Source organism: Micromonospora pisi, from assembly GCF_003633685.1.
GTDB lineage: Bacteria > Actinomycetota > Actinomycetes > Mycobacteriales > Micromonosporaceae > Micromonospora_G > Micromonospora_G pisi.
In genome coordinates this window covers 6,689,367-6,709,312 of the sequence record NZ_RBKT01000001.1, presented here as the reverse complement: position 1 = coordinate 6,709,312, position 19,946 = coordinate 6,689,367, and the positions used below count along the sequence as shown (strand labels likewise).

General features: G+C 70.6%; 20 protein-coding genes. 12 read left to right on the top strand and 8 right to left on the bottom strand.

Going from position 1 to position 19,946, the window contains the following annotated elements; genetic code table 11:
* The first annotated feature begins 75 nt into the window (after window positions 1-75).
* From BDK92_RS28920 to BDK92_RS28895, 6 genes are all read left to right on the top strand, one after another.
* Window positions 76-3,138, top strand: a complete 3,063-nt coding sequence (locus BDK92_RS28920; protein ID WP_246017304.1) for a glycoside hydrolase family 9 protein — start codon at window positions 76-78, stop codon at window positions 3,136-3,138.
* Between the two features lie 306 nt (window positions 3,139-3,444).
* Window positions 3,445-4,407: a carbohydrate ABC transporter permease gene (locus tag BDK92_RS28915; protein ID WP_211349406.1), complete on the top strand. Its 963-nt coding sequence runs from the start codon at window positions 3,445-3,447 to the stop codon at window positions 4,405-4,407.
* A complete protein-coding gene (locus BDK92_RS28910) occupies window positions 4,404-5,249 on the top strand; it encodes a carbohydrate ABC transporter permease (RefSeq protein ID WP_121159528.1) in 846 nt (281 codons plus the stop codon). The genes BDK92_RS28915 and BDK92_RS28910 overlap by 4 nt, the downstream gene beginning before the upstream one ends.
* Before the next feature lie 37 nt (window positions 5,250-5,286).
* A complete protein-coding gene (locus BDK92_RS28905; RefSeq protein ID WP_170208724.1) occupies window positions 5,287-6,699 on the top strand; it encodes an ABC transporter substrate-binding protein in 1,413 nt (470 codons plus the stop codon).
* Between the two features lie 149 nt (window positions 6,700-6,848).
* Complete coding sequence (locus BDK92_RS28900) at window positions 6,849-7,787, top strand: zinc metalloprotease (RefSeq protein WP_211349405.1); 939 nt, start codon at window positions 6,849-6,851, stop codon at window positions 7,785-7,787.
* Entirely contained in the window at window positions 7,784-8,119 is a 336-nt protein-coding gene (locus BDK92_RS28895; RefSeq protein ID WP_121159526.1) for a hypothetical protein, read from the top strand. Before BDK92_RS28900 ends, BDK92_RS28895 begins: the two co-directional genes overlap by 4 nt.
* Window positions 8,120-8,123: 4 nt before the next feature.
* Here BDK92_RS28895 and BDK92_RS28890 read toward each other — a convergent pair whose 3' ends face one another.
* The 5 genes from BDK92_RS28890 to BDK92_RS40880 all read right to left on the bottom strand — a co-directional run bounded on the left by BDK92_RS28890 (window position 8,124) and on the right by BDK92_RS40880 (window position 12,048).
* A complete protein-coding gene (locus BDK92_RS28890; RefSeq protein ID WP_121159525.1) occupies window positions 8,124-8,381 on the bottom strand; it encodes a UBP-type zinc finger domain-containing protein in 258 nt (85 codons plus the stop codon).
* Complete coding sequence (locus BDK92_RS28885; RefSeq protein ID WP_121159524.1) at window positions 8,378-9,949, bottom strand: Na+/H+ antiporter; 1,572 nt, start codon at window positions 9,947-9,949, stop codon at window positions 8,378-8,380. The genes BDK92_RS28890 and BDK92_RS28885 overlap by 4 nt, the downstream gene beginning before the upstream one ends.
* Before the next feature lie 66 nt (window positions 9,950-10,015).
* The gene (locus tag BDK92_RS28880) at window positions 10,016-10,231 is read right to left on the bottom strand and encodes a hypothetical protein (protein WP_121159523.1); all 216 of its coding nucleotides are present in this window, start codon (window positions 10,229-10,231) and stop codon (window positions 10,016-10,018) included.
* Window positions 10,232-10,351: 120 nt separating this feature from the next.
* On the bottom strand, window positions 10,352-11,764 hold the full coding sequence (locus tag BDK92_RS28875; RefSeq protein WP_121159522.1) for an NADP-dependent succinic semialdehyde dehydrogenase: 1,413 nt from the start codon (window positions 11,762-11,764) through the stop codon (window positions 10,352-10,354).
* Between the two features lie 14 nt (window positions 11,765-11,778).
* Window positions 11,779-12,048: a DUF6343 family protein gene (locus tag BDK92_RS40880; RefSeq protein ID WP_121159521.1), complete on the bottom strand. Its 270-nt coding sequence runs from the start codon at window positions 12,046-12,048 to the stop codon at window positions 11,779-11,781.
* Window positions 12,049-12,164: 116 nt separating this feature from the next.
* Between BDK92_RS40880 and BDK92_RS28865 the strand changes: the two genes are divergently transcribed.
* The 5 genes from BDK92_RS28865 to BDK92_RS28845 all read left to right on the top strand — a co-directional run bounded on the left by BDK92_RS28865 (window position 12,165) and on the right by BDK92_RS28845 (window position 16,637).
* Window positions 12,165-12,575: a PPOX class F420-dependent oxidoreductase gene (locus tag BDK92_RS28865; protein WP_211349404.1), complete on the top strand. Its 411-nt coding sequence runs from the start codon at window positions 12,165-12,167 to the stop codon at window positions 12,573-12,575.
* Window positions 12,576-12,706: 131 nt separating this feature from the next.
* Window positions 12,707-13,579, top strand: a complete 873-nt coding sequence (locus BDK92_RS28860; RefSeq protein WP_121159520.1) for a GDSL-type esterase/lipase family protein — start codon at window positions 12,707-12,709, stop codon at window positions 13,577-13,579.
* A 261-nt stretch (window positions 13,580-13,840) separates the two neighbouring features.
* Window positions 13,841-15,409 carry a sensor histidine kinase gene (locus BDK92_RS28855; protein WP_147457145.1) on the top strand — a complete coding sequence of 523 codons (1,569 nt, stop codon included), beginning with the start codon at window positions 13,841-13,843 and terminating at the stop codon, window positions 15,407-15,409.
* The gene (locus tag BDK92_RS28850; protein ID WP_121159518.1) at window positions 15,400-16,050 is read left to right on the top strand and encodes a response regulator transcription factor; all 651 of its coding nucleotides are present in this window, start codon (window positions 15,400-15,402) and stop codon (window positions 16,048-16,050) included. The genes BDK92_RS28855 and BDK92_RS28850 overlap by 10 nt, the downstream gene beginning before the upstream one ends.
* A gap of 158 nt (window positions 16,051-16,208) precedes the next feature.
* The gene (locus BDK92_RS28845; protein WP_121159517.1) at window positions 16,209-16,637 is read left to right on the top strand and encodes a hypothetical protein; all 429 of its coding nucleotides are present in this window, start codon (window positions 16,209-16,211) and stop codon (window positions 16,635-16,637) included.
* On the opposite strand, the gene BDK92_RS28840 is transcribed toward BDK92_RS28845, so the two are convergent.
* Window positions 16,615-17,328 carry an EcsC family protein gene (locus BDK92_RS28840; RefSeq protein WP_121162678.1) on the bottom strand — a complete coding sequence of 238 codons (714 nt, stop codon included), beginning with the start codon at window positions 17,326-17,328 and terminating at the stop codon, window positions 16,615-16,617. The two genes, BDK92_RS28845 and BDK92_RS28840, sit on opposite strands and share 23 nt — an antisense overlap.
* Window positions 17,329-17,489: 161 nt before the next feature.
* Complete coding sequence (locus BDK92_RS39215; RefSeq protein ID WP_170208723.1) at window positions 17,490-17,639, bottom strand: hypothetical protein; 150 nt, start codon at window positions 17,637-17,639, stop codon at window positions 17,490-17,492.
* 205 nt (window positions 17,640-17,844) lie between these two features.
* Here BDK92_RS39215 and BDK92_RS28835 point away from each other — a divergent pair, with 205 nt between their 5' ends.
* Complete coding sequence (locus tag BDK92_RS28835) at window positions 17,845-18,801, top strand: carbohydrate-binding protein (RefSeq protein WP_147457144.1); 957 nt, start codon at window positions 17,845-17,847, stop codon at window positions 18,799-18,801.
* On the opposite strand, the gene BDK92_RS28830 is transcribed toward BDK92_RS28835, so the two are convergent.
* A complete protein-coding gene (locus tag BDK92_RS28830) occupies window positions 18,791-19,702 on the bottom strand; it encodes a peptidase M23 (protein ID WP_121159515.1) in 912 nt (303 codons plus the stop codon). The two genes, BDK92_RS28835 and BDK92_RS28830, sit on opposite strands and share 11 nt — an antisense overlap.
* Window positions 19,703-19,946 lie beyond the last annotated feature (244 nt).

Below are 19,946 nucleotides of genomic sequence, written 5' to 3'. Positions count from 1 at the left end.
GCTCTCGATGTCCTTGCCGCGGGACCGGCCGAGTCGGCGTCACCGCGGGCACGCACCCCACCGGAAGGAAGCCCCGTGACCCGACCCCGACGCCACCGGCGGGCCGTCGCACTCCTCGCCGTGGCCGCCGTCGCCGTCAGCCTCATCGGACCGGCGCCGAGCCCCGCACAGGCCGCGCCCACCGAACACATCGTCAACGGCACCTTCGACAGCGGCACCGCCCCCTGGTGGGCCACGGACAACCTCAGTCTCGCCGTGGTCGACGGCCGGCTCTGCGCCGAGGTTCCCGGCGGGCTGGCCAACCCCTGGGACGCCAGCCTCGGACACAACGGCATCCCGCTGACCGACGGCGCCGGTTACGCGCTCACGCTGCGCGCCTCGACCAGCGCCGAGGTCACCGTGAAGGCCAACGTGCAGCTCAACGAGGCGCCGTACACCACGGTGCTGGCCCGGGACCTGTCGCTCACCCCGACCACCCAGAACCTCTCCTACGAGTTCACCGGCACCCTCGACGCCACCGACGGCACCCTCACCTTCCAACTCGGCGGCAGCGCCCAGCCGTACACCTTCTGTCTCGACGACGTGTCGCTGACCAGCGACGGCTCCACCGAACCGCCGGACGACCCGGCCGGACCGGAGCAACTCGCCAACGGCGACTTCGCCAACGGCACCGACGGCTGGTACTCGTACGGCACCACCAGCACAGGGGTACAGGACGGACGGCTCTGCTCGGTCGTACCCGGCGGGCTCGCCAACCCATGGGACGGCGGAGTGGGGCAGAACGACGTGCCACTGATCGCCGGGTCCACGTACACCCTCGCCTTCGATGCCTCCGCCACGCCCGGCGCGACGGTCCGCGCGGCGGTGCAGCTCGGCGCGGAACCGTACACCTCGTTCTTCGTGGCGGACGTGCCACTCGGCGCGGACCCGCAGCGAATCACCCGGACCTTCACCGCCACCGCCGACACCGAGCTGGGCCAGGTCGCCTTCCAGGTCGGCGGCAACACCACCGGTTACACCTTCTGCCTGGACAACGTCTCCCTGCGCGGCGGCGAGGAGGAGCCGCCGTACGTGCCGGACACCGGCCCCCGGGTACGGGTGAACCAGATCGGCTACCTGCCCGGCGGCCCGAAGAACGCCACCATCGTCAGTCCGGCGACTGACCCGCTGCCCTGGCAGCTCAAGTCCGCCACCGGCGCGGTGGTCGCCCAGGGGCTCGCCACCCCGCGCGGGACCGACGCCGCCTCCGGGCAGCGGGTGCAGAGTGTCGACTTCACCGGCTACCGGACCGTCGGCACCGGCTACACGCTGGTGGCGGACGGCGAAACCAGCCACCCGTTCGACATCTCCGGTGCCATCTACCAGCAGCTCCGCTCCGACTCGCTCCAGTTCTTCTACATCCAGCGCAGCGGCATCGCCATCGACGGCGCCCTGGTCGGCGAGGAGTACGCCCGCCCCGCCGGTCACCTCGGTGTGGCGCCGAACCAGGGCGACACCGACGTGCCCTGCCAGCCCGGTGTCTGTGACTACCGGCTGGACGCCCGGGGCGGCTGGTACGACGCGGGCGACCACGGCAAGTACGTGGTCAACGGCGGCATCGCCACCTACCAGCTCCTGAACGCCTTCGAGCGGACCAAGACCGCACCCACCGCCGGCCTCGGCGCCGGACTCGGCGACAACACCCTGCGGGTGCCCGAACGCGGCAACAGCGTGCCCGACATCCTCGACGAGGCCCGCTGGGAGCTGGAGTTCCTGCTCCGCATGCAGGTGCCGGCGGGCAAACCGAAGGCCGGCATGGCCCACCACAAGCTGCACGACCAGAACTGGACCGGGCTGCCGCTCGCCCCCGAGGACGACCCGCAGTTGCGGGAACTGCACCCGCCGTCGACCGCCGCGACGCTCAACCTGGCCGCGACCGCCGCCCAGTGCGCCCGGCTCTACGCGCCGTACGACCCGGCGTTCGCCACCCGGTGCGGCACCGCCGCCCGGACCGCGTACGCGGCGGCGAAGGCCAACCCCGCCGTCCACGCCAGCCCGACGGACGGCAACGGCGGTGGGGCGTACAGCGACGGCGACGTCAGCGACGAGTTCTACTGGGCCGCGGCCGAGCTGTACCTGAGCACCGGCGCGGCGGCCTACCTGGCCGACCTGACCGCCTCACCGCACCACACCGGCAACGTCTTCGACCCGAACGGTTTCGGTTGGGGCAGCACGGCGGCGCTCGGCCGGCTCGACCTGGCGACCGTACCGAGTGGGCTGCCGCCGCAGGAGCGGGACCGGATCCGGGCCTCGGTGGTCAGCGCCGCCGACGGTTACCTCACCACCCTCGCCGGCCAGGCGTACGGGCTGCCGATGCCGGGCGGGCCGGGCAGCTACTTCTGGGGCGCCAACAGCAACATCATCAACAACGCGGTGGTGCTCGCCACGGCGTACGACCTGACCCGGAACGCCCGTTACCGTGACGGCGCGGTGCAGGGGATGGACTACATCTTCGGCCGCAACGCGCTGAACCAGTCGTACGTGACCGGCTGGGGCGAGCAGGCGTCCCGCAACCAGCACAGCCGGATCTTCGGCAACCAGTACGACCCGTCCTCGCCGAATCCGCCGGCCGGCTCGATCGCCGGTGGCGCGAACGCCAGTCTGGACGATCCGTTCGCGGCGAACCTGCTCGCCGGTTGTGCCCCGATGTTCTGCTACGTCGACGACATCGCCTCGTACGCGACCAACGAGGTGGCGATCAACTGGAACTCGGCGCTCGCCTGGATCGCCTCGTTCCTCGCCGACCAGGGCGCCGCCACCGCGCCCCCGGCGTCGAACTGCCGGGTCGGTTACGTCAACTACGGCGCCTGGCAGGGCGGGGGTGGTTTCACCGCGCAGGTGACCATCACCAACACCGGCACCACCGCGATCAACGGTTGGACGGCGGGTTTCGCCTTCACCGGTGACCAGCGGCTGCGGGAGGCGTGGATGACCCGGGCGACGCAGTCCGGCGCAACGGTCACGGCCCGGAACGAGACCTACAACGGACGGATCGCCCCCGGCGGCAGCGCCACCTTCGGCCTGAACGCCACCACGCCCACCGGCGGTGCCAACCCGACTCCCGGCCTGTTCACGGTCAACGGGGTGGCCTGCACCTAGCGGCGGGCCTTCGGCGTAGGGCCGGCCACGGTGGCCGACCGCCATCATCGGCAAGATGGCGGTCGGCCACCCTCACCTATTCGGCCACCCTCACCTATTGTGATCAATAAACGAGTCACTATACGTGACCTCAGAAGGTCCACAGGTGGCATTGAGGCGGCTTTGAGCTGGGAGTAGTCACCCAAAGAACCACGGAGCGATCACTACTATCCGTTGGGTTACGTCACCCGGTTGACCACAATCGGCAACCTTCCCGCCAGCGCGACTCCCCCGGCCGGACGCCCGGCCGTTGCAGGCTCACCGTTCGTGACCGCACCAACCGTGACCAGCAGGAAACCGCCAGACGCGGTGTCGGCTGGCAGCTCCCCCAAGCCCGCCGCGAGCGGCCGGGGCCGCAACCCCCGCGAGGCGGTACTCGCCCTGCTCTTCCTGGTTCCCGGCCTGGCCGGACTCGGGGTCTTCGTGATCTTCCCGCTGTTCCAGGCGGTGTACCTCTCCACCCGGGGCAACGACATCCTCGGCAACCCGACCCGGTCGGTCGGCTTGGCACACTTCGCCGAACTCTTCACTCCGACGTTCGGCGGTCTGCTCGGGCAGACCTTCGTCTTCGTGCTGCTGGTGGTGGTACCGGGCGTGCTGCTGCCACTGGCGATCGCGGCACCGCTGACCCAGCGACTGCCCGGTATGAAGATCTTCCGCACCGCCTTCGCGCTTCCCTTCGCCTACTCCGCGTCGGCCGCCAGCGTGGTCTGGCTGATCATGCTCAACCCCGGCATCTCCCCGGTGAACTGGGCACTCGGCCTGGTCGGCATCCCGGCGCCGGACTGGACCACCGACCCCACCTGGGCCATGATCACGGTCGCCGGGGTGACGGTCTGGATGGTCTCCGGCTTCAACCTGCTGGTGATCAGCGCCGGACTGGCCGGGGTGGACGAGGAGATCCTGGAGGCGGCCCGGATCGACGGGGCGGGCGGGCTGCGGCAGTTCTTCAGCATCGTGCTGCCGATGACCTCACCGAGCCTCTTCTTCGCCGTCGTGACGACCACCCTGAGCGCACTCCAGGCGCTCGGCCAGGTGCAGATCATCACCGACGGCGGCCCGAACGGGCAGACCCGGACGCTGGTCTATTCGATCTTCGACAACGCGTTCCACAACAACAACAGCAACTTCGGGCTGGCCAGCGCGCAGGGCCTGGTCCTGCTGGTGGTGGGCGTACTGATCGCCACCGTCCAGTTCGGTGTCCTGGAGAGGCGGGTGCATTACCGGTGACCGGTCGAGCGACCAGGCCGGGGACCGCCCCGACCATTCTCACCTACCTGTGGCTCGTGATCGCGGCCGTGCTGCTGCTCTTCCCGGTGCTGCTGACCGTACTCGGCGGGTTCCTCCCGTCCAGCGCGCTGCTGCACCAGCCACCGCAGTTGTTCAGCGGGCACTGGACCGTGGAGAGCTACGTCAAGGCGTGGAACCAGCCGGTCGTGCCGTTGGCACCGGCCTTCGCCAACTCACTCTTCGTCGGTCTGGTCATCATGGCCGGTCACGTGGTCACCTCGTGCCTGGCCGCGTACGCGCTGGTGTTCATGCGTACGCCGCTGCGCCGGCCGCTGTTCTGGGTCTTCCTCGGCACGATCATGGTGCCGTACGAGTCGATCGTGGTGCCGAACGCGCTCTTCATCCGGTCGCTCGGGATCAACGACAGCCGGCTCAGCCTGGTGTTGCCGTTCCTGGCCAACGGGTTCGGGGTGTTCCTGCTCCGTCAGGCGTTCCTCCAGTTCCCCCGCGAACTGCGGGAGGCGGCGGTGATCGACGGCTGCGGACACCTGCGTTTCCTCTTCACCATCCTGCTGCCGGGCACCCGGCCGGCGATCACCGCGATCGCGGTCTGGTCGTTCCTACAGGGCTGGAACATGTACTTCTGGCCCTTGATCATCTCTTCCAGCAACAACTCCCTGAACACCCTCCAGACCGCCGTCTTCGCGTTGAAGGACAACGAGGGCGGCAGTCCAGCGGTGCTGCTCGCGGGCATCACCATCACGCTGGTGCCCACCCTGCTGCTGGTCATCTTCGGCCAGCGCTGGCTGGTCCGGGGATTCACCGCCGGCGCCGTCAAGTAGCGGGCTCTTCGTCATGACCCACACGAGAGGAAACAACGTGCGTACCACTCTGCGTCGCCTGGTGGTCGGGCTCTCGCTCGCCACCGCCGCGGCCACCACGGTTGCCGGGTGCAGCTCGGCGACCGCGAACAACCCAGCCCCCGCCGCCGCTGGGGACGCCGCACCGGCGGCCAGCGCGCTGGACGGCAAGGGCGAGGTCTCGATCGACTTCTGGCACGCCATGACCGGCAAGAACGGCGAGGCGCTACAGGCCCTGACGGACCAGTTCAACACGAAGAACAAGGGCCGGGTCAAGGTCAACCTCCAGTTCAAGAACACGTACGACGACACGCTGTCGGCGTACAAGGCGGCTCTGAACAGCGGTCAGGCCCCGGACGTGGTCCAGGTCTACGACATCGGCACCCGATTCATGATCGACTCGAAGTCGACCGTGCCGGTGCAGTCGTTCCTGGACGTCGACAAGACCGACGCCTCCGACATCCAGCCGAACATCGCCGGCTACTACTCGGTGGACAACAAGCTGTACTCGATGCCGTTCAACACCTCGATGCCGCTGCTGTACATCAACAAGACCGCCTTCACCAAGGCCGGCCTCGACCCGGCCAACCCGCCGAAGACCCTGGACGAGATCACCGAGGCGGCCCGGAAGCTGACCGTCAAGGACGCCAGCGGAAACGTCAGCCAGTACGGCTTCGGCGCCGCGCTCTACGGCTGGTTCATGGAGCAGTTCACCGCCGTGGGCAACCAGGAGTACTGCGACCAGGGCAACGGCCGCGACGGCCGGGGCACCAAGCTCAACCTCGCCACCGACGACCACGTCAAGCTCCTGCAGTGGTGGAAGAAGATGGTCGACGAGGGGCTGGCCCCGAAGCTGGACAGCAACACCACCACCGCCGACAACACCTTCACCTCCGGCAAGGTCGCGATGACCCTGGAGTCGACCGGCTCGGTGAGCGGCTTCCTGAAGAGCACCGAGGGCAAGTTCGAGATCGCCACCGGCAACTACCCGAAGATCAACGCGACCGACAACGGCGGCCCGATCATCGGCGGCGCCTCGCTCTGGGTCGTGGGCAAGGACAAGGACGACGCGCACAAGCGCGCCTCCTGGGAGTTCGTCAACTTCCTGTCGGACAAGGACTCGCAGGCCACCTGGCACACCACCACCGGCTACTTCCCGATCAGCAAGGGCGCGCTCGAGACCGACCTCGACAAGCAGTGGGTGGCCGCCCGCCCGCAGTTCCAGACCGCCATCACCCAGCTCCAGAACACCGAGGTGACCAAGGCGACCCAGGGCTGCCTGCTCGGCGCCATGCCACAGGCCCGCAAGGCGGCCGAACAGGCGATGCAGGCCGCCGTGCTCAGCGGCACCGACCCGAAGACGGCGCTCCAGGACCAGGAGAAGGCCCTGGTCGGCCCGATCAACGACTACAACCAGTCCGTCGCGGGCTGACACCACGACCCGACGCGCGACACGGGGGGCCGGCCGGGTTGTCCGGCCGGCTCCCCGTGCGTACGTCCACCGGCAGGCCCCGACGCCTGGACAGCCGAAACAGACGGGAATCGGTACCCGGAAACCGGTAACGGGTCCACACTCGGGACATGACGGTGACGAGGGACGGGGCGGTGTTGCGGAACTGGTGCGGGACCATGCCGGTGCACCGCCGGCTGCTGGACACGCGGGAGGAGTACGCCAGCACCGCCGCCGAGATCGAGAACTTCACCTTCCACCAGTGCCGGCGCGGACGTTCCCGACTCGACCAGGTGGTACGGATCCCGGTGGTGGCGCACGTGCTCTGGCGCGACGAGGCGCAGAACGTCGGCGACGAGCAGATCCACAGCCAGCTCGCCGTGCTCAACGCCGACTTCCGGCGGCTCAACGAGGACATCTCGGCCGTACCCGAGGTGTGGCGGGCGGTGGCGGCGGACGCCCGGGTGGAGTTCTTCCTCGCCGACACCGATCCGGCCGGCGCACCGACCAGCGGCATCACCCGTACCCGGACCGAGGTGGCGGCGTTCTCCCCGGAGGACGACGCGGTCAAGGCGGTCGCCACCGGCGGTGCCGACCCGTGGCCGGCCGACCGGTACCTGAACATGTGGGTCTGCCAACTGGCCGGCGGGGTGCTCGGCTACGCCCAGTTTCCCGGCGGTCCGGCGACGACCGACGGGGTCGTACTGCTGCACTCCGCCCTCGGCACCAACGGCACCGCCGTCGCGCCCTTCGACGGCGGCCGGACCTGCACCCACGAGGTCGGGCACTGGCTCAACCTGCGGCACATCTGGGGCGACGACGGGGACGGCTGCGGGGGCGACGACTTCGTCGCCGACACCCCGAACCAGGCCGGTCCGAACTACGGCCGGCCCACTTTTCCGACGGTGAGCTGCGACAACGGGCCCGATGGGGACATGTTCATGAACTTCATGGATTACACCGACGACGATGCGATGGTGATGTTCACCGCCGGACAGGCCGCGCGGATGGCCGCCACCCTGGCCGGTCCACGGGCCGCCCTGGCCGCCGGCGCCACCCTGACCCGATGACCGGGCCGGCGCCGGACCAGCCGCCGGAGGCGCTCTTCCGCCGCTGGGTGCACGTACGTGAAGAGGACGACGCGGGGGTACGGGTCTACCGTCCCGCCGACCGGCCGCTCCCACCTGCGCGGGGTCGGGACGGGATCGAGTTCCGGCCGGACGGCACCTTCGTCGACTACCAGCCGGGGCCGGCCGACGCACCGGGCCGGCGACCAGGCGAGTGGCGTACGGACGCCGACGACCGGTTACGGCTGACCGGGCCGGCCGGCCGGGGCAGCACCGTCTTCCACCTGGTCGCGGTCGACGACGATGTGCTGCGGCTGCGCCCCCTCGGGGAGTGAGCCCTCAGCCGACCTGCTCGTCGGTGTAGCACCAACGCCAGGACTCGCCGGGCTGGAACGACTGGATCACCGGGTGTCCGGTGCTGTGGGAGTGGGCGGTGGCGTGCCGGCGCGGCGACGAGTCGCAGCAGCTCACCCGGCCACAGTCCAGGCAGAGCCGCAGGTGCACCCAGTCGTCGTGACCGCTCTCCAGACAGTCCTGGCACCCCTCGGTGCTCTGCGGTTCCGGTTGACCGGCCCCGGCCAGATGTTCGCAGCTCATCGCTGTCCCTCCCGCCACAACAACGACTCTTCCAGATCCAGATCCCGGTACGCCCGCACGAGCACCTCCTCGGTGATCCGCCCCTCGTCACGGGCGACCCGGAACACCTCGCGCTCGGCGTCGATCATCTCCTGCCGCAGCCGACCGTACGCCTGCGACGGGGTCTCCCGCGCGTCGCCCCCCAGCCGCTCCCAGGCGCTGTTGCCGCGCTCCTCGACCACTGACCGGAGTCGCTCCACCACCGCTGGTGGGGCGCCGTCGGCCGCCGCCTCGAGCCGTTCCCGGGCGGCCCGGCCCGCCTGCTGCTGGACCGCCGCCTCGGCGAGCGCGTCCTTGACCGGGTCGTCGGGTGAGAGGCGCAGCCGCCGGGCCACCATCGGCAGGGTGGCGCCCTGGAGCCCGAGGGTGACCACGATCACCGCGAAGGCGAGCCAGACGAAGAGGTCGCGGGGGTACGCCAGCCCGTCGCCGGGTAGCGGCAGCGCGAGCGCCGCACCCAGGGTGACCACGCCCCGCATTCCGGCCCAGGAGATGATCGCCGACACCCGTGCCGGCAGTGCCGTACCCCGCTCGCGGACCCGTGGCACCAGCCGGACGAGCAGGCTGGCCGGGAAGATCCAGAGGAACCGGGTGAGGAAGACGGTGACCAGTACGGCGACGGTGACCAGCACCATCGTGCCGATTTCGGTGTCCAGCCGGGTCAGCAGGTCCCGCAACTGGAGCCCGACCAACAGGAAGACCAGTCCTTCCAGCAGGAACGTGGCCAGCCGCCAGAACGCCATGGTCTGCAACCGGGAGCCGGCGGAGAGCAGCACCGGCAGCTTGTGGCCGAGCGCGAGCCCGACCACCACCACGGCCACCACCCCGGAGGCGTGCAACTCCTCGGCGGCGAAGACCACCACGAAGGGCGTGAGCAGCGACAGCGTGTTGTCGAGCAGCGGGTCCTTGATCCTCTTGTGCAGGAAACCGATGACCACCGCGCCGATCACACCGATCAGCAGCCCGCCGCCGGCCGTGATCAGCACCTGACCCGCGACACCCCAGGCGTCGAGCCCGCTGCCGACCGCCGCGAGGGTGGCCACCCGCAGCAACACCAGCGCGGTCGCGTCGTTGACCAGGCTCTCACCCTCCAGAATGGTCACCACCCGTCGTGGTAGACCGATCCGGCGCGCGACCGCGGTGGCGGCGACCGCGTCCGGCGGCGCGACCACCGCGCCGAAGGCGAGGCAGATCGCCAACGGTACGTCCGGCAGCACCGCGTGCACGACGAAGCCGACCAGAACCGCGGTGAAGAGCACCAGGCCGACGGCGAGCAGCAGGATCGGCCGGAGGTTGTACCTGAACGCCGGCACGGAGGTCTGGATCGCGGCGACGTACAGCAGCGGGGGAAGTATGCCGACCAGCACCAGTTCGGGGTCCAGGCGCACCAGCGGGAAGCCGGGTACGAACGAAAGCACCACCCCGACGACAAGCAGCACAATCGGTGCGAGCAGGCCGAATCGACGCGCCAGGGCGGCTCCCAGCGTCGCGATCGCCAGGAACAGCACGACCTCGAAGAGTGGCTCCATGCGGCACAGCCTAGGGGCGCCCGCTCCCGGCCCGAACACCTGCGCCGCCGGGAGCGGGCGGAGCGGTCAGCCCGTGCCCTGGGTGTGCGTTCGACCCTCCGGCCCGACCTTGGAACGGCCGTAGTCACGCTCGGACGACGACGTACCGGTCGCGGCCCGCTGGTGCCGTTGCTTCTCGGACCGCTCGACCGTCTCCCCCTGCCGGCCTCGGGCGCCGCTGCCGGCATGGCGGCCGCTGCGCGCCGATTCCTTCGGGGTCTTGTTCTTTCCGCTGTGACTCATCGCGGGGCTCCTTCCGGGTGCCGTCGTGTTCGGCCCCAGCTTGTCGCCTTCCCCGCACTCCCCGGACCAACCCGCCCACCGGGCGCTTTTGTCGGCTCGGCGAACCGGACACCAGGGGTGCTACTCGCTGTGTGCGCCGGCGCCGCCGGTCGCCAGGCCCTCCCCCATCCAGACGGTCTTGGTGTTGCAGAACTCCCGGATGCCGTACGCGGAGAGTTCGCGACCGTACCCGGAGTTCTTCACACCACCGAAGGGCAGTTCGGGATAGGAGGTGGTCATCCCGTTGATGAAGACGCTACCGGCGTCGAGGTCGGTGGCGAAGCGCTCCTGCTCGGCCGGGTCCCGGGTCCAGGCGTTCGAGCCCAGGCCGAAGTTGGTCCCGTTCGCCAGCTCGATCGCCTGCTCGTACGAGTCGACCCGGAACAGGCCGGCCACCGGGCCGAACACCTCCTCCGACCAGATCCGCATGGTCGGGTTGAGGTCGGTGATCACGGTCGGCGGGTAGTACCACCCGTCGCCGTCCGGACGCTGCCCGCCGCAGAGCACCCGGGCCCCCTTGCGGACCGCGTCGTCCACCTGCTCCTCGATGTCGATCCGGCCCTGCTCGGTGGCGAGCGGGCCGATGTCGGTGGCCGGGTCCATCGGGTCGCCCACCGTCAGCGCGTCCATCCGGGAGGCGAATGCCTCGGCGAACACGTCGAAGACGTCGGTGTGGACGATGAAGCGTTTGGCGGCGATGCAGGACTGGCCGTTGTTCTGGCAGCGGGCGGTGGTGGCGACCTCGGCGGCCCGTTCGATGTCCGCCGAGGGCATCACCACGAACGGGTCGCTGCCCCCCAGTTCCAGTACCGTCTTCTTGATTTCCTGACCGGCGATCCGGGCCACCGCCCGGCCGGCCCGCTCACTGCCGGTGAGCGTGGCGGCCCGGACCCGCGGGTCGGCCAGCACCCGTTCGACCACCTCGGCGCCGACCAGCAGGCTCTGGAACGCGCCGGCCGGAAAACCCGCGCGGGCGAACAGTTCGCCCAGGTAGAGCGCGCTCTGCGGGACGTTCGACGCGTGCTTGAGCAGGCCGACGTTGCCGGCCATCAGGGCCGGGGCGGCGAACCGCATCACCTGCCAGAGCGGAAAGTTCCACGGCATCACCGCCAGCACCGCACCGAGTGGTTGGTAGCGGGTGAAGGCCCGGGTGGCGCCGACCGCCTTCGCGTCGGCCGGCTCGTCGGCGAGGAAGCCCTCGGCGTGGGTGGCGTAGAAGCGGCAGGCGGCGGCGCACTTGGCCACCTCGGCCCGGGCCGAGGCGAAGGTCTTGCCCATCTCGATGGTCATCAGCCGGGCGAGTTCGTCGCAGTCCCGTAGCAGCAGGTCGGCGGCGGCGTTCATCCACCGGGCGCGTTCGGCGAAGGTGGTGCGGCGCAGCGTACGGAACGCCTCGTCGGCCCGTCCGATCGCCGCGTCGACCTGTTCCGGCGACATCGGGTCGTAGGTCTTGAGCAACTGTCCGGTGGCCGGATTGATGGTGGCGATCGACATGTCGTACCCCTTGCTTACTCGAAGAGCGAGTGGTGCGTGCCCGGTGGTTCCTCGCGGCGGCGAGCGGCGCGGCGGCGCGTGATGATCACCAGGTCGACGACGGCCACGGCGGCGAGCACGAAGAGGATCACCGCGGGCACCCAGTGCCCGGTGAGCGCCACCAGCACCCCCAGTCCCACGGAGATCACCAACCCGAATGAGGCTAGTACCAGCCGGAGGTTGAGCGCGCTGTACGGGTGGCCTACCGTCCCTTTCGCCCGGGAGGGCTGTGCTTTTCCGGCCATCTGGTCGAACTACCCGGCTGTTGGGTCGGCTAACCTGCCGGGCCCGCCCCTGCACCGCCGTTCCGGTTGTCCCGATCTCCTGCTCGGGGTAGAACGGGATCGTGACGATCAATGCCGTGATTCCAGAAACCCACGTCGACCTACTCGAACGCCCACTTTTCAGTCATCTCGCTACGATCCGCCCGGACGGTTCACCACAGAGCAGCGTGATGTGGTTCGTCTGGGACGGCCAGCGGATCCGGATGACCCACACCAGCGGGCGGCAGAAGTTCCGCAACCTGCAACACGAGCCCCGGGTCGCGCTCTCCATCGCCGACCCGGAGGACGAATACCGCTTCCTGGAGGTCCGTGGTGTCGTGGAGAGCATCGACCCCGACGACGAGAAGGGCTCGTTCTACCGGTCCCTCCAGGAGCGGTACGACAACGTCTACCCGATCACCGACGCCGACGTACGGGTCGTCATCACGATCCGGCCGACGGGGTTCGTGTCGGTGACCGGCGGCACGGTCCAGGAGCGCGCCCGCTGACCGCCCTGCCGCCGGACGACGCCGAGCGACGCGGGCCGGCTCCGGAGTGGCACGGAAGCACTGTTCCGACCAAGACGGCATCAGCGTAGAGTTACCGCACCCGTGCATTCCGCTGAGAAACGGGGGGACGAGTGCCTCGTCGCTGGACCACCACCGCCGTCGTCGCCCTGCTCGCGCTCGCCGCGCTGGCCTGCGAGAGCGGAGGTGGCGGGATCGGACAGCCCAGTGCCGCACCGCCCCGGCCCTCCACCTCCGCCCGGCCGGACCTGCCCTCCGCGATGGCCGCCCTCGGCGACTCGATCACCACCGGATTCGGCACCTGCATCGTGCTGAGCAACTGTCAGCGCAACTCCTGGTCGACCGGGGACGGTCTGCGGGTCGACAGCCACTACCGCCGGCTGCTGGAGGCCAACCCGGCGATCCGTGGCAACGGGCACAACCACGCCTCGACCGGGGCCCGCGCGCGGCAGCTGACGGATCAGGCCACGGCAGCGGTCGCCGACAAGGCGGACTACGTCACGGTGTTGATCGGGGCGAACGACGCCTGTCGGAGCCGGATCGAGGACATGACCGAGGTGACCGCCTTCCGGGCCGAACTCGACCGCGCCCTGGGCGTGCTCAAGAAGGGCCGGCCGAAGGCGCGGGTGCTGGTGGTCAGCATCCCCGACCTGTACCGGCTCTGGGAGATCGGCCACCCGGAGGCGGAGGTGGTCCGGGCCTGGAACCGGGGGATCTGCCCCGCCCTGCTGGCGAACCCGACGTCGACCGCCGCCGCCGACGCCAACCGGCGGTCGATCTTCCGGGCCCGGATCGGCGCGTACAACAAGGAACTCGCCGCCGCGTGCCGGGCGTACGGGTCCCGTTGCCGGTACGACGGCGGCGCGGTGCACCGGGTGCGGTTCAGCCTGGACATGCTGAACCGGCTGGACTACTTCCACCCGGATGTGGACGGCCAGGGCAAGCTCGCCGAGGTGACCTGGGGCTCGTCCGGCTTCACCGGATGACGCTGGCTGAGCTACGACCGAGGGCGGCTGGTTCGTTGGGCTGAACCGCAGCGCGTCCGCTGCGGATCGACCAGCCGTCGATGTCATCGAACGCCGCGAGTGCCGGCTCTCCCTGCTCCCACCTGGCCGTGTCCAGGGCTCAGGTCCGGGCAAACAAATCCTCTATTTAGGACACCGGACAGCAGCACGGAGCAAATGTGACGCCACTACCAGCGAAAACTCCGAAGCCAACAGGTGCGGCTGGAGTAATAGGGTGGGGATGTGCCCGAGCCTGCCGCCTACGCGACGGCCGTAGCCGTCGCCGTGAGCTTCCTCGCCGCTGGGGCGGTCGCGGTTCGGGTGCGCCCCCGGAATCCGGTCGGGTCGTTGCTGATCGGCGTCGCTGTACTGTGGTCGATCGACAAGCTCGTGCCGGCGGCGCCGACGATGGTCCGTACCGTGCTGGCCGGCGGCTGGGCCGCGGTCGTGGCGCATCTGGTGGTGGCCTTCCCGACCGGGCGGCTCCGCAGCGCAGTACCGCGGCTCGTGATCGGGCTGGCCTACGCGTCCGTTGCCACCGTCGGGCTGCTGCGCCTCACCGGCTCGGCGCCGAACCAGGCAGTACGGGTGCTGATGACGCTCCTGACGACGCTGACCGGTCTGGCGGTGCTCGGCCTACAACTGCTCCGCTGGCGCCGGAGCACGCTCGCCCAGCGCCACCTGCTCGGGCCCGTCCTGAGCATCGCACTCGTGGCGACGGTCGCGTTCATCGTGCTCAAGCCAGCGGTGATCGCGGGGGTGGCGGTACGACCGCTGCTGCCGGTGCTGCACCTGGCCATGGCCGCGATCCCGCTGGCGTACCTGACCAGTCTGCTGCAGCGCCGGTTCGACCGGGGCGCCGTGGCGGAGCTGGTTGTCCACCTGCGCGACGCCGCGCCCCCAGTTGGCATCCAGCCGGCACTGGCCAAGGCCCTACACGACCCGAGCCTACGGATCGGCTACTGGGTTGCCGAATCGGAGTCGTACGTCGACCTCGATGGCGAGCAGATCCGACAGCCGGACGGTGCCGATCGGGCCGCGACCCGGATCGACCGCGACGGTGACCCGCTGGCGTTGCTCGTCCATGATCCGGCGCTGCTCGACGCTCCGGATCTGGTTGAGGCGACCTGCGCGGCAGCCGCCCTGGCCCTGACCAACGAGCGGCTCACCGCGGAGCTGCGGGTACGGCTGCACCAGCTCGCCGAGTCCCGTCGCCAGGTCGTCCGGACGGCCGACACAGAGCGGCGGCGACTGGCCCGCGACCTGCACGACGGCATACAGCAACGACTGCTGGCGATCCCGATCACGCTCGGGCTGGCCGAGGCGACCCTGACGGACGGTTCCGATCGCGCCCGGGCGCTGATCGGCGAGGCCAAGAGCAGCACGCTGGCCCTGCTCGACGAGCTGCGGGCTGTGGCCCAGGGCATCCACCCACCCATGCTGACCGAGCGCGGACTCGCTGGCGCGGTGCGGGAGCTGGCCGCACTGGCGCCGGTGCCGCTGCGGCTCACGCTCGACTGTGCCGCGCCGTTGCCGGCCGAGGTCGAGACGACGGCCTACTTCGTCGTCGCCGAGGCGCTCGCCAACGTCACCAAGCACGCAAACGCACAGCGGGCCGAAGTCCGGATCGTGCACGGCATCGGGCGCCTGACGGTCGAGGTCCGCGACGACGGCCGCGGCGGCGCCGACCCGGCCCGGGGTACGGGGTTGTGCGGGCTCGGCGAGCGGGTAGCGGCCACCGACGGAACGCTGAAGGTGCACAGCCCGGCCGGTGGCGGCACCCGAATCCGGGCGGAGCTGCCGTGCGAGTAGTCATCGCCGAGGACAGCACCCTTCTGCGGGAGGGCCTTGCCCGGCTGCTCGCCGAGGCCGGCTTCGACGTCGTGTCCCAGGTGGACAACGCCGAGCGCCTGCTGGCCGAAGTGGCCCGGCACCGGCCCGATGTCGCCACCATCGACATCCGGCTGCCACCGACCCGCACCGACGAGGGGCTACGCGCGGCCTGCGAGATCCGCCGCCGCCATCCGGACACCGGCGTGCTCGTGCTCTCCCAGTACGTTCGGGTCAGCTACACGGTCGAACTACTGGACGAGGGCGCCCACGGGGTCGGATACCTGCTCAAGGACCGGGTCTCCGATGTGGCCGAGTTCGCGGCGGCGGTCCGGCAGGTCGGCACGGGTGGGTCGGCCTTCGACCCGATCGTCATCGGCCAGCTCGTCGCCCGGCGTGACCAACTCGCCGATGATCCGCTGCGAACCCTCAGCGACCGGGAGCGCGATGTGCTCGCCCTGATGGCGGCGGGCCGGACGAACCAGGCCATCGCGCAGCGGCTCGGGATCGCGGAGCGGACGGTGGAAAAACACTGCACGGCGATCTTCGTCAAGCTCGGACTGCCAGCCGGTCCGGCCGACCATCGGCGGGTCCTCGCCGTTCTGCGCTACCTCAACGCCTGAGGCCCGGGACCGCCGGGTGCGGCTAGCCGCACCCGGCCGGTGCGGTCAGCCCGGTGGGCTATGGGTGCTGGCTCGCTTCTGGTGCTGGTTGGGCCGGCGCAGACTCTGCCGTGAACCAACCGGCACGAGACACGAGGGAGCAGACGGTGCCCGTCAGCATGTCGACATTCAAGAGCAGCACGACGATCGCGCGGGGTGTGGGCGCGGCGCTCACCCTGGTGATGGTCCACTACTTCGTGACCTCGGATGCGATCCGGTCCGGCAACGCCTTTCTCGTACCCGATCTGGCCCTGACGGTTCTCGTGCTGGTCTCGGTGCTGTTGCCGGGTCGGTTCGCGGTACCCGGAATGATCTTCGCGTACGGCTGGGCAACGGCGGTATACAGCGTGTCGCTCGCCACCTACACGGTGCGCGGGGACTTCGCCGACGGGGCGAACCACATCGCTCTGATCCTGCCCAGCCTGGTCATGGCCGGACTTCTGCTGCGGAAGGTGGCCCAGCGGCTCGACAACCGTCAGCACGGCAGGTCAGAGGAACATCCTGACGCGGATCCACGGATCGGGGCTAGGGCTGCGGCGGGGCGGTGATCGCGCGTTGCCCGTACAGGGCGGTGGTCCGGCGAGCCAGGTCGGTGGTGGCGGACGAGTTCGCCCAGGTGCCGAGGATGATCGCCGCGCCCGGCACGATCTTGGCAAAGACCCGCTTCGCGGCCCGTACGCCGGCCATCTTCGCCAGCCGTACGCTCAGCCGCAGGACCGCCTGACGCAGCGGGGTCTGGGACCCCCGGAAAAGTGCCCCGGCCCGTTCCCGGCCAGCGGCGACACCGAGCGCGAGCCGTGCCGCCTCGCTCGCCTTGTGCACCTTCTGCAACACCAGCAGATCGGTGGCCCGGTCCGGATGCTGCGGGTCGAGCCCGTACGCGGCGGCGATGTGCAGCACCATCCGGGCCTGGGTCCAGGCGAGCACCCCGACGTCGATCACCGCACCGGGCAGCCCGGCGGCCCCGGAGACCGCACCGGAGAGCCGGGCACGGGTGACGAATTTCCTCGTCGCGAGCTGGGCCAGGCCGTCGCGGTCGAGGCCGGGGTGGGCGGCGCGGGCGGACTCGGCCCATTCCCGGGCCTCCGGGCCGAGCCGGCGGACCGCCTCCAGGGCCAGGTGTTCCGGCGCGTACTGCGGGTCGGCGCGCATCCGGTCCCAGAGTCCGGCCGGTGGTGCCGCGGTCGGCTCCTGCGCCGGGTGCCCCTCGGCGCGCGGGTCGAGGTTGTCACGAATCATGGCCTCGGCCAGGGCGTCGGCCGGGGCGGCTGCGGCGGCTGCGGCGGGCCGGGTACCGGCCTGGTCTGAGTCGGTCACGGGAACTCCGGAATGGTCGCTGGCGGACATCGGTGGGAGGAGCGGCCGGCGCCGGGCGCCCGGTGCAACGCCCGGCGGCTCGGTCAGCGGCGCCGGCCGTTGAACCGGGACAGGAGTTGGCGCAACCGCTGCTGGTTGCTCGGCTTGGCCAGCTCACGCCGACCCCGGTCGACCAACTGCCGCCCACGGGGCGACTGGAGGAAGGCTCTGACCCGCCGCACCAGTGATGACATCGTGTACCCCTCTCGTCGTCCCTCAGTTGTACCCACCCTGGTCGAGCGGCACACCGGATCGAACGGGGAGTCCTTCCACAGTGGTCGACTTGATCAAACGTCGTTGATCACCCGAGCTGGCCGTACGGCCGGTCTTGCCGCCGACCCGACTGCGGTAGCGTCGTCGGGCGGTGAAAGGTCCGGAAGGCGTACGGGAGGAACAACTTTGGCCGGGACAGGTGACGAGAGCCCCGTACCGCTGCGGATAGGTGGATGGCTCCCGCCCACCGGACGTCGACCGGTACGACCCGAGGACGCGGCGGCGACAGCACTGCTTCCGGTGGTACGGGCAACCGATCCCGAGCCGCAGGGTGCGACAGAGCGTGAGCCGTCCCGCCCCGGGCCGCGCCGTGGGGCGGGTGGCCGACGCCGTCGGGTCACCGTGCTGGTCGCGGTCGCCACCGTGGCGACGGCGGTCGGCGTACCCGTGCTCGCCAGCCAGGGCGCGGACCCGGCGGGCCCGGAGCAACAGGTCCAACCGGCGTCGCCGGGGCTGCCCCGACCGGCGGACCCGCGCCTGAATCCGGCGGCGACGACCGCGGCGACCGGCTCGACCAGCGCCGACCCCGGCCCGGCGGCGAGCCGTGGCACCTCCCGGTCCGCGACCCCGGCGCCGACCAGCGCGGTGGCCTCCCCATCGGCGGTCACCGGTACGCCGGACGCACCGCCCCCGCAGCAGGCCGACCCGGTCAACCAACCTCACCAACTGCCGGTGCCGCCCCCACCGCCGCCGGTCTTCACCACGTCCGTGGAGGCCGAGGGGCCGGCGGCGGATCGTCGGGGTCGGACCAGGACCCGGTCGGTCGCCGACGCCTCGGGCGGCACGGTGGTGACCGGAATCGGCGGCGGCTCCGGCAACATCGTCCGGATCACCGAGCTCGTGGTACCGAACGACGGCCGGTACACGGTCACCCTCTACTACGTCAGTGACCAGCGCCGGTCCGGCACGCTCACGGTCAACGGGACGCCGACGACGGTCTCCTTCGCCGACACCGGCTCCGACGACGGTCCGGTCGCCGCGGTCTCGGTCGAGCTGTCGCTGCGGGCCGGCGCCAACTCGGTCGAGGTCGGCAACCGGCGGGACCGGACGGCGGACCTGGACCGGATCGTGGTCACCGGTTAGGCGGGATGATCGCGTCGACCACCTCGGTCGCCGCGCCCTCGTGCTGGGCGTAGTAGCCGGGGAACGCCGAGACCTGCACGGCCTGCGCCGCGTCGGTCAGGGCCATCTGCTGCCAGCCGGGAATGCGGCGCAGCGCGTTGAAGAACTGCGCGGTGGCGTACGCCGGGTCCATCAGCTTGTCGACCGGACCCCAACCGCTGCTCGTACGCTGCTGGAACAGGCCGACCGAATCGTGGTCCCAGCCGGTGCCCTGGTGCGGGTGGTTCAGTGACTCGGGCAGGGCGTCGTTGGCCAGGTTCAGCAGGTTGCTCTCCTGCATGGCGGTGGCCACCCCGATGATCAGGGCGCGCCGGGGCATGCCCATGTCGTGGCCGGTACGCACGATCGCCTTGGCGTTGTCCATCTGCACCCCGCTCAGCCCGGCCACCGGGCCCGGGTCGACCGGCGGGGCGGGCGGCGGCGCCGGCTGCTCCGGGGCCGGTGCGGCGGCTGGTACGTCGGGGTTCGCGCTCGCTTCCTGGCTCGGCACGGCACGCTTCTCCGACCGGGAGGCGGCCCGTTCGGCCTGGGCCCGCTCGACGAGCGCCGCCGCTGTGGCGGGCTCACGTTCGACCGGCGTGTTCCCGCTGGCGATCCGCCCCTGGGTGAAGGCGAGCAGGCCGAGCGCGCAGAGCAACCCGACCGCGACCGTACGCGGAACCGGGCGGGTCCGGCCCAGTGAACTCCATTGCCCGGTCAGCCGGGCCCAGTTGTCGGAGGACCATCGTCGGGCCAGCCAGGTCCGGGCCTCGGAGATCCGGCGCCGGGCCCAACTCGCCGGCTCGATGGAGACCGCCTCGTCCGTTCGGTCAGTGGTGCCTGCGGCGTCGTCCTTGGTGTCAGGTCTGTCGTCGTCACGCATCCGACGAGGCTAGGCAGGGAAAATCGCCACTACGGAGGGTGACGGCGTGGCTCTCGCCACACTTGGCCCTCGGCCAACCGGGCAGCGTACGACAGGCGCGGGCGCGACCCCCTAAGCCACGCGAGACCGGCATACGAGGCATAAGCCTGTTGACGGATGATTCAGTCATTTACCTTCGAAGCGGCAAGCACGGAGAGCATCCGGCCACCACCTCCACTGAACAGGTGAGATGACCTAGGACGAT

Excerpts from the sequence above, each read along its gene's own strand:
- BDK92_RS28900 (WP_211349405.1), top strand. The coding sequence starts at position 6,849 with ATGACGGTGACGAGGGACGGGGCGGTGTTGCGGAACTGGTGCGGGACC.
- BDK92_RS28895 (WP_121159526.1), top strand. The coding sequence starts at position 7,784 with ATGACCGGGCCGGCGCCGGACCAGCCGCCGGAGGCGCTCTTCCGCCGC.
- BDK92_RS28890 (WP_121159525.1), bottom strand. The coding sequence starts at position 8,381 with ATGAGCTGCGAACATCTGGCCGGGGCCGGTCAACCGGAACCGCAGAGC.
- BDK92_RS28885 (WP_121159524.1), bottom strand. The coding sequence starts at position 9,949 with ATGGAGCCACTCTTCGAGGTCGTGCTGTTCCTGGCGATCGCGACGCTG.
- BDK92_RS28880 (WP_121159523.1), bottom strand. The coding sequence starts at position 10,231 with ATGAGTCACAGCGGAAAGAACAAGACCCCGAAGGAATCGGCGCGCAGC.
- BDK92_RS28875 (WP_121159522.1), bottom strand. The coding sequence starts at position 11,764 with ATGTCGATCGCCACCATCAATCCGGCCACCGGACAGTTGCTCAAGACC.
- BDK92_RS40880 (WP_121159521.1), bottom strand. The coding sequence starts at position 12,048 with ATGGCCGGAAAAGCACAGCCCTCCCGGGCGAAAGGGACGGTAGGCCAC.
- BDK92_RS28845 (WP_121159517.1), top strand. The coding sequence starts at position 16,209 with ATGTCGACATTCAAGAGCAGCACGACGATCGCGCGGGGTGTGGGCGCG.
- BDK92_RS28840 (WP_121162678.1), bottom strand. The coding sequence starts at position 17,328 with ATGATTCGTGACAACCTCGACCCGCGCGCCGAGGGGCACCCGGCGCAG.
- BDK92_RS39215 (WP_170208723.1), bottom strand. The coding sequence starts at position 17,639 with ATGTCATCACTGGTGCGGCGGGTCAGAGCCTTCCTCCAGTCGCCCCGT.
- BDK92_RS28830 (WP_121159515.1), bottom strand. The coding sequence starts at position 19,702 with ATGCGTGACGACGACAGACCTGACACCAAGGACGACGCCGCAGGCACC.